A 5,140-nucleotide genomic window follows, 5' to 3' on the forward strand; every position below is an offset into this window, starting at 1 on the left:
CTTGTTGAGAAATGGAAAGGAAAACCGTATCGTCTTGTCATACAGAGACAAAGGCGAATAGAGGGAGACCTTGACATTTGGGAAGGCGAATATACCTACAGATGTATACTGACTAACGATTACAAGTCGAGTGCAAGAGACATTGTGGAATTCTACAATCTTCGTGGTGGCAAGGAACGCATCTTCGATGACATGAACAATGGCTTTGGCTGGAATCGGTTGCCAAAATCGTTCATGGCACAGAATACTGTATTCCTGCTTATGACAGCTCTCATCAGAAACTTCTACAAAGCTATTATGCAGAGATTGAAAACCCATGAATTTGGATTGCGTGCCACCAGCAGAATCAAGACCTTTGTGTTCAAGTTCATCTCTGTTCCTGCAAAATGGATTAAGACGTCACGTAGGCATGTATTGAACATTTATTCAGACAACTATGCTTATGCCAACCTGTTCAAGACAGACTTTGGTTAAAGGCCATGCTTTTCTGGTTAAACCGGCGTATTACCTCAAGTCGCTTTATGGGGTAAGGGAATTTTGTGTTTACGACGTTTCTGTTATGCCCAAGGAATATGTACAATAAAAGAATTTTTGTCGTTTTACAAATAAATTCCCACGAAACCCTATAGGTTGCGGATTTGAGGGAATAGAAAAAATACTGAAACAGAATATCTTGGCTATTGGCTAAGACCATTCCTCATAGAGTACTTAATTGTCACTAGAAACCTTAGTCGCAACACTCAAATGAGTTATCGTGATACATTCCGTATGTTGGTATCGTATGTTTCTACATTAATAAGTATTGCAATAGACAATCTCAAAATCTCGGATATTACGACTGACGTTATTACAAAATTTCTTGATTATCTGGAAATTGAGAGAAAAGTTTCCGTTTCTTCAAGAAACAATCGTTTAGCTGCAATAAAGGCTTTCGCAAAGTTTCTGGCGTGGAAATCTCCTGAACATATAGATTGGTGTCACCATGTCAGTCTTATCCCTTCAAAGAAAACGGAAAAACGCATGATAACCTATATGGACAAATCTGAGATCGAAGCCTTGGCTGATGCACCTTTGAAAACATGCAAATATCAAGGGATAAGAAGTCGAGATCATGTCATTATCCTATTCATGTATAATACTGGCGCCCGAGTGTCTGAAGTTATAGGTGTTAAAGTGAAGGATGTTGCGATGCCACCAAAACGTGGAATGCCAATGGTGACATTACATGGCAAGGGACGTAAAGAGAGAATATGTCCTCTATGGGAGGATTTCTGGGATTTACTCAAACCATTTATAGACAACAAGTTGCCTAACGATTACCTTTTTCTTAACCGATACAATCAGCCTATGAGCCGATTCTGTATTTATGAAATGATAAAGAAATACTCACAAGATGTCATCTTAAATCATCCTTCTCTTGCAAATAAACGCCCATCTCCTCATGTTATACGCCATACAACCGCCACTCATCTACTTAATTCTGGAGCGGATATTGATATGGTTAGAAATTGGATGGGACATAGCTCGATTGACACAACTAACATCTACGCCGAAATTAGTATGGAAAGGAAATTAGAAGCTCTCAAAAAATGTGAGCAGTCCGTTTCCGATACACCATCACGAAAATGGTCTGAGGATAAGGAGTTAATTACATTCTTAGATAGCCTCTAATTCCTCCAAAGATAGAATTATGTTGTGCAAAATGTCAAAGAACGATTGATTATTAATTGTTTAGACTAATGCCCAACATAATTCTATGTCAGACATAAATGATCTTATGTTGACGTCAACATAAAATCATAAAGTTGTCAAACGCCACGACAAATTCCTTGTCGTTCTTGGATATTGCTATTCCGTTATAATTTTCCATATTCTTATGATTTAGATTGTTGCCTGATTGTAGATTGATGGTTCGGAGGTAACGTTATAGATATAGTTGCCACAGCGTACCAAAAGGCAGTCCTCGCCATAGTAGAGTTTTTTCATGCCCCTAATGGAGCCGGAGCGGTGAAAATTGGGGAACTGCCCGATATTGAGCCGTCTGCCCTCCGCTACTTTCATTCTTTTTACTCGCATAGTCCTTTGATGTTTGAGCGTTTGAGTTAATTTTTCTCCCTTTTGTTTGAAGCTCTTTGAGCTTCTCCGGCAGGGCTGGCCGTTTTTCGTGCAGTCCCACAACTGCGGCCAAAAGGGAGGATAAGGCAAGTGTGTAGTCAGCGGCAAGCGAGGGATACCCATTTTTTCGGAATTGAGGGAGAAAAAATGTGGAGGCTCACGAGCGCGGACGCCGACCACAAGCGCAGCGTCACTTGACGTTCCTCCCGGACGCAGTAACTTCGCACGCCAAAACGCCTGTCCCTGCCGAGGCTCAAAATCTTCAAGGGAAAGAACCGGCTATCGTTGACGTTTGCCGTTTCAAAGTGTCAGCCTTGAAGCGGCCACAGTCATCGTTTGCAGACTGGTATTCCAAAGAGAGGCGACAACGCGAGAGTCGGGCGAAGGCTTGCCCTCGCTTTGCTCTGGCGTTGTCGCCGCCTCCGGCTTCAGCCGGGCATCATATCCAAAATCAGAACTGCCCGAAGCTGAATCGGTGTGCAGCACGGAATCAGTCGGGCAACCGATAAACAGCACAAGGCGATGTGCCGTGTTTGTGGATCCGCGGGCCACTGACACGGCTTATCGCCTGAATTATCACATCATTTGGACGCAAGCGGTGGTGATAAGGTTGTGTGAGGTAATACGCCCGGCGCACTGCCTCACGCTCCTGTCGCCACAGCGTCTTATATTAATTCCCTGACCGTTCCATTATTTTGATGATACTGATTTTTCAAACATGAATAAAAGTTTATCCTTTTCTTCCATACGGGTATTATCAGAATAACCGCCTTTTGTTATTTGATACCCGCATGGCTTAACCATAAAAACACCTAAGCCCTTAGTGTATGAACTTACTTCTGAGGCATAGTCTTTACTTGTATTTAATGGAACTTTCCCTTTAATATGACACCACTCATTATTGCAACTGATGTCTTCAATCTCAGACATCATTTTTTGCAAATCTGTAATAGCTTTGGAACTCGCCTCCTGGGGTATCTGCAACTCAAAACAGAGCATCGGTTCGAGAATGTCCACACCTGACTGTTGCAAAGCCAGCCTGAAGACATAGGGGGTCAGCTGTCTGAAATCAGCAGGTGTGCTTACCGGGCTATAATACTCGGCTTGAGTAAAAGTTACTTTCAGATCTGTCACTTCCCATCCATGTAAACCCGATTGGCACGACATACGAATCCCTTCAAAAACGGCATTTTGAAAAGAATGGTTCAGATAACCATAGGAGATGTCACTTTCGATCTGCAACCCTGTCCCTAACGGTAAGGGTTCAAGAGTCAGCCCTATTGTGGCCCAGTAAGGGTTGGGTGGTACTTCAATCTGAATAATCTTATTGACCTTTTTTACAGGTCGTTCTTTGTATATAGTCTTGATCTCATCAAAATGGACATTGACGGAAAACCGTTCTTCCAGCAATGTCTGTATGATTTCCTTTTGGGTCAAACCATATAACGAGATTTCCAATTCATCGCTATATGAGTTTATGGAAAAGGACAAAGACGGGTCTTCAATCCACAATGTATTCAGAGCGGATATAACCTTGCTTCTCTCTTCGGGCTTGTCTGGCCGGACGGAGGATTTGAGGGCGGGATGCTGATGGGATAATCCTTGAATCAAACAAGGCTTAACACCTAAATAATCTCCGATTCGAAAATCTTCCATATCCTCTACAATCGCGATATCATTGGCACCCACTTCATCAACATTTATCTCTCTGCCCTGATAAATAGTCTTTAGATTTTTAATCTTGATGAATTTTTCCGAATCGTTGATTCTTACAACGTCTCGAAGTCTCAGACTTCCGTCAATTATTTTTAGAAAACTTCTTTTATGTCCTTTGGGATCATGCTCTATCTTATAGAGATAAGCTGAAAGTCTGTCTGAAACTGATGCCGGAGGAAGTATAAACGAAGTGATGGCGTCCATCAACTCATTGATGCCGATATTGAACATTGCTGATCCATGTAGCACCGGATAGACTTTGGCTTTTGCCACAAGAGCGATTATCGTATTCCAATAATCAGCCGGTGAAATTTCGCTATCCGACAAATATCGTTCCAATATATCGTCGTCATGGTTGCATACAAATTCTTTGTATTCTTCCTTTATATATGTTTGGGAGCAAACCGGACAAACCGATCCATCGACAACAGTTTGCATAAACAGGACATCTTGCGACAGATTTGTTTTTATATCCAGATACAAACGCTCCAAATTCACACCGGCACGGTCAATCTTATTGATAAATATAATTGTCGGGATTTGCAGCTTATGTAAAGTATTGAACAGCAACTTTGTCTGCGCCTGTATACCTTCCTTTGCGGATAAGATGAGGACTGCCCCATCAAGCATTTTGAATGTCCGCTCCACTTCCGCAATAAAATCCATGTGTCCCGGAGTGTCAATGATATTGCATTTCACTCCATTCCAGATAATAGATGTCGTAGAAGCCCGGACAGTAATTCCTCTACGTTTCTCTATATCCATAGAGTCTGTTATGGTGTCACCATTATCCACGCGGCCGCACTTTTCCGTTGCTCCGCTGGCAAACAGCAGATTCTCGGTTACGGAAGTTTTTCCTGCATCAATGTGAGCAAGAATTCCTAAATTTATAATATTCATTTGGATTAAGCAATTATATACTACATTAGATGCGTTGTCGGAACGCACCTTTTAATACCTCCTCGTAGCATGAGAGAGCTACAGGATTCTTAACTCGTATTAATATGTATATTATTACTGCCGCATAATTGAACCTTAATTCCGCAACACTATAATTTAACTTTATTTATAAGTTCCTGAGCAACAAAAAGTTGCCCAGGATTTTGCCGTGTCAGATTTTTCACTTATCTTAGTGTTGCAATTAGAAAACAAGCGAAAATCGTAACAAGGCGCTGCAAAGGTACAAATAAAATTCGAAAAACTCACACCTTTTGGAGGAATTTTTTCAATCATGGAGAAATTTGACTCCATGCTTTCACCCGTTATCGACTCAACACTGGGTCAGAGATGCAGCAGTATCTTCGGATAT

At 41.6% G+C, this 5,140-nt stretch carries 4 protein-coding genes; 2 read left to right on the forward strand and 2 right to left on the reverse strand.

What is annotated here, in order from left to right; genetic code table 11:
* Nucleotides 1–474, forward strand: a 474-nt coding sequence (locus ACTQ53_RS16990; protein WP_441934446.1) for a transposase, incomplete at its 5' end; no start/stop codon positions are given.
* A 225-nt stretch (nucleotides 475–699) separates the two neighbouring features.
* On the forward strand, nucleotides 700–1,671 hold the full coding sequence (locus ACTQ53_RS16995; protein WP_441934448.1) for a tyrosine-type recombinase/integrase: 972 nt from the start codon (nucleotides 700–702) through the stop codon (nucleotides 1,669–1,671).
* A gap of 210 nt (nucleotides 1,672–1,881) precedes the next feature.
* Here ACTQ53_RS16995 and ACTQ53_RS17000 read toward each other — a convergent pair whose 3' ends face one another.
* The gene (locus ACTQ53_RS17000) at nucleotides 1,882–2,076 is read right to left on the reverse strand and encodes a hypothetical protein (RefSeq protein WP_123398920.1); all 195 of its coding nucleotides are present in this window, start codon (nucleotides 2,074–2,076) and stop codon (nucleotides 1,882–1,884) included.
* Between the two features lie 729 nt (nucleotides 2,077–2,805).
* Entirely contained in the window at nucleotides 2,806–4,731 is a 1,926-nt protein-coding gene (gene tet(Q) / locus ACTQ53_RS17005) for a tetracycline resistance ribosomal protection protein Tet(Q) (RefSeq protein ID WP_349226860.1), read from the reverse strand.
* Nucleotides 4,732–5,140: the final 409 nt, after the last annotated feature.

Source organism: Prevotella sp. Sow4_E9_plate, assembly GCF_052116205.1.
Taxonomy (GTDB): Bacteria; Bacteroidota; Bacteroidia; order Bacteroidales; family Bacteroidaceae; genus Prevotella.

Excerpts from the sequence above, each read along its gene's own strand:
- ACTQ53_RS17000 (WP_123398920.1), bottom strand. The coding sequence starts at position 2,076 with ATGCGAGTAAAAAGAATGAAAGTAGCGGAGGGCAGACGGCTCAATATC.